This window comes from Synechococcus sp. R8-2 (assembly GCF_047461715.1).
In the GTDB taxonomy this organism is placed as follows: Bacteria; Cyanobacteriota; Cyanobacteriia; order Thermostichales; family Thermostichaceae; genus Thermostichus.
Window position 1 is genome coordinate 1 of record NZ_JANSHQ010000406.1, and the last position, 3,609, is coordinate 3,609.

Genomic DNA, 3,609 nt, shown 5'->3' on the forward strand with positions numbered 1-3,609 from the left:
ATCTGCGGGCGGTGCAACAGAGCCGCCAACAGCTCCGCCTTCATCCGCTCCCCCAGCGAGAGCTTGCGCACTGGTTGCTTCAGCTTGCTTTCTAGGTCGAGCAGCTCCGCCAGCTCCCCCACCCGCTCCCGAAACTCCTTCTCAGGGATCTCGTAAACGGCAGCGTTGATGCGCAAAGAGTCCATTGCCGGCAGATCCCAAATGAGCTGCTGCTTCTGTCCCATCACCAGGGTGATCTGCCGCAAAAACGCCGGCTCCCGGCGGTAAGGCACATGACCCACCACTTGCACCGTGCCGCCGGACGGATAGATCAAACCGGTCAACATCTTGAGGGTAGTGGTCTTGCCCGCCCCGTTGGGCCCCAAAAATCCCACCATCTCCCCCGGCTGAACTTGAAAGCTCACGGACTGCACTGCCGGGATGTGGCGATAGGTGCGGCGAAAAAAGTGGCGCAGGGTGCCAACCACTCCGGGATCCTTGACGGCCACCGGGTAAACCTTGCTCAGGTTGTGGGCAGCGATGATTGGCTCCAACCGGGTCGGCACATCAGGCAACATCTACCCCCACCCCTACAAAACGGCCAGATCCGCTACCCCAACCCCAAGAACAGAGCTTCCAGAGCTGGGCATACCGGATCTGCAGAGGGCTATTTCTCAGTATCCGAGGGAAAGCAACGAACGAATAGGGGAACTACAGCAGTCCTACGTCCATCCCAGGCTTACCCGTGGCCAGCTCCACCTTCAGGATGCGGCCACCCGATTTCTGGATGCGCTGCTGTTCCCGAAACCAGTTCTCATAGGGCACCAGCTTGGTGAAGTAGGTATTTTGCAGCTCCCGCTGGGTGCGAATTCGGGTTTGGCTGGGCACACAGGCCGTGATCTTGAACATGCGCATGATATGGGATCCCTGCTCAACAACAAAATGGGCTATCTTGACCAGCAAAACAGGCGACTCACCCCAGAAAGCTCGCGTACCGCAGATAGCACACCAGATCCCTGTGGCAAATCGCCCGTCGTGCTCGTTGGACAATGAACCTCACGCCGAGGCAATGACGCCGGGAGTTAGCTCAGGCCAGAGCAGATGTAATCGAAGTACACCCCCATTTCCTTGCCGGCCTCAGCGCCCACCAGAGCGGCAGTTACCTCTTTCATGGCTTGGATGGCCTGGATGGTTGCCCCAATGGGCACTCCCAGGGAATTGTAGGTCTCCTTGAGCCCGTTCAGCACCCGCTCGTCCAGAATGGAGGGATCCCCGGCCAGCATGGCGTAGGTGGCGTAGCGCAGGTAGTAGTCCATGTCGCGGATGCAAGCGGCATAGCGACGGGTGGTGTACATGTTGCCGCCAGGACGGGTGAGATCAGAGTACAGCAACGCCTTGGCAGCAGCATCCTTGACGATGGTGGAGGCATTGGCCGCGATGGTGGCAGCCGCCCGCACCCGCAGCTCGCCTGTGGCGAAGAAGGCTTTCAACTTCTCCATGGCCGAGCTGTCCAGATACTTGCCTTGAACATCGTAGCTGTTGATTACAGCAGTAATTGCGTCTTGCATGATGAGCTTCCTAAATCCAAATCGACGAACAGCAAAGGGTTGTGCGGCAAAAACAATGAGGGATTAGCTCATTGCCCCCACCACAAAGTCGAAGTAGTAGCCGGCTTCAGCCGCATCGTCAGGAGAGAGCAGACCCATGGCCACCTGCTTCATTTGACGAATGCTCTCGGCCACCGCCGGAATGGGTGTGCCCAAAGAGTTGTACATCTCGCGAACACCCACCAGGCCGATCTCTTCGATTGGGGTGACATCGCCGGCAATGACACCATAGGTGATCAGGCGCAGGTAGTAGTCCATATCCCGCAGGCAAGTCGCCGTCATCTCTTCCCCGTAGGCATTGCCCCCCGGAGAGACAATGTCAGGGCGCTTCTGGAAGAGCTGGTCGGCAGCTTGTTTGACGATGCGCTCACGAGACTCGGTTAAGACTTGAGCAATGCGCAACCGCTTCTCACCCGAGGCAACAAAGGACTTGATCCGATCCAGTTCCCCCGGGCTGAGGTAGCGGGCCTCCGCGTCCGCGTTCACAATCGATTTCGTAACAACACTCATGGATATCCATCCTCAAGTCGATTTTTTAAAGAGTATGACGAGCATACCCGCAAGCTATTTTCCGATATGCTTGCCGTCTGCCATCTCAGATCTTCACACTTCTTAAAATCTCTCCCAGAAAAGGGCCGTCCCGCTGGCGCGACCAGTGTTGCGTAGGTCTTTCAGAGCGGACAGTCCCATTCCCGCCCCGACAGGGCAGTTCCCTCCCCAAAGTCCGGCAAGAGAGGGGCTACAATCTCACTTAGACTCACTTAGAATGAAGGCTGAGTCGCCAGGGGATCCCTGCAGGCTTGGTTTAAGACATGCGTTGAGGTTGCGATGACGGATGCCTCTGGGTCAGAACGATTGAAGCGAGCGAAAGGTATTTCTGAGGGTACGCCCTCATCTCTGCCGGATCACCTCATCCGGGCCACGGCGGCAGAAGGCAAAATCCGAGTGGTGGGCTTGGTGGCCACCCAGGCGGTACAAGAGGCAAGGGAGCGGCACAAGCTCTCCTATGTGGCGACAGTGGCCTTGGGGCGGGCCATGAGCGCAGCCCTGTTGCTGGCGGCCAACTTGAAGCGACGCCAGGCGCGGATTAACCTGCAACTGAAAGGGAATGGCCCCTTGGGCAACATCTGGGTGGATGCCGGCTCGGATGGCACGGTACGCGGGTATGTGAGCAACCCCGCCATTGAGCTTCCTCTCACTGCCGAGAGCAAGTTGGATGTGGGCCAAGCCGTTGGGCGCTATGGCTACCTCCATGTGCTGCGGGATCTGGGGTATGGCCAGCCTTACACCAGCGCGGTGGAGCTGGTTTCGGGAGAGGTGGGAGACGACATCACCTACTACCTCTCCTCCTCAGAGCAGATTCCCTCGGCAGTCCTTCTGGGGGTAAACCTTGACTCGCAGCGGGTACGTGCCGCCGGCGGAGTGTTGTTGCAGCTGATGCCAGGGGCGCCGGCCAGTCTGATTCCGGAGATGGAGGCCCGTTTGGCCAAAGTGGAAGAGTTTAGCCCGATGTTGGCTTGCGGCGGCGGCTTGCGGGAGCTGTTGCAACTTTGCCTGGGCGACCTGGATCTGAAAATTGCGCCGGAAATGCGCACCATCCGCTTCTACTGCAAGTGCAATTCCGACCGAGTGAAGGGGGCCCTGCGCATGCTGGGGCGGGACGAGTTGCTCGATATGATCCACACCGACAAGGGGGCAGAAGCGGTTTGCCAATTCTGCAACGAGGTCTACCGCATCTCGGAAGACGAGCTGCGCTCGATTGTGGCGGAGATGTCGGCCACCCCCTGATGGCACAATGATGGCCAACTACGGGATCCCGATTCTGACACCTCTCGATGTTGTCTGAGCCCCCGGTTGAGTTGGTTGAATTATCGGTTGTTGTCCCCTGCAAAAATGAGGCGGACAACCTGGAACACCTGTTCGAACGCCTGCAACTTACCTTGGAGCCGCTGGGGATCCCCTACGAGATTATCTGCGTCAACGATGGCAGCCAAGACGACACACTGGAAAAGCTGATCGCCTT

General features: G+C 58.3%; 6 protein-coding genes. 2 read left to right on the forward strand and 4 right to left on the reverse strand.

From position 1 onward, the window contains the following. The 4 genes from NW819_RS09900 to NW819_RS09915 form a co-directional block, all read right to left on the reverse strand. On the reverse strand, positions 1-557 hold a 557-nt coding region (locus NW819_RS09900; RefSeq protein ID WP_414413634.1), incomplete at its 3' end, for an ABC transporter ATP-binding protein. A gap of 133 nt (positions 558-690) precedes the next feature. Further along, positions 691-894, reverse strand: a complete 204-nt coding sequence (locus NW819_RS09905) for a phycobilisome linker polypeptide (RefSeq protein ID WP_011433055.1) — start codon at positions 892-894, stop codon at positions 691-693. A 167-nt stretch (positions 895-1,061) separates the two neighbouring features. Continuing rightward, a complete protein-coding gene (apcB, locus tag NW819_RS09910) occupies positions 1,062-1,547 on the reverse strand; it encodes an allophycocyanin subunit beta (protein ID WP_011433054.1) in 486 nt (161 codons plus the stop codon). A gap of 63 nt (positions 1,548-1,610) precedes the next feature. Then, a complete protein-coding gene (locus tag NW819_RS09915; protein WP_414331342.1) occupies positions 1,611-2,096 on the reverse strand; it encodes an allophycocyanin in 486 nt (161 codons plus the stop codon). Between the two features lie 387 nt (positions 2,097-2,483). Between NW819_RS09915 and hslO the strand changes: the two genes are divergently transcribed. Both hslO and NW819_RS09925 read left to right on the forward strand, forming a co-directional pair. Further along, positions 2,484-3,374, forward strand: a complete 891-nt coding sequence (gene hslO, locus NW819_RS09920; protein ID WP_414413636.1) for an Hsp33 family molecular chaperone HslO — start codon at positions 2,484-2,486, stop codon at positions 3,372-3,374. 47 nt (positions 3,375-3,421) lie between these two features. Then, the coding region (locus NW819_RS09925) for a glycosyltransferase (protein WP_414413635.1) at positions 3,422-3,609 on the forward strand (188 nt) is incomplete at its 3' end.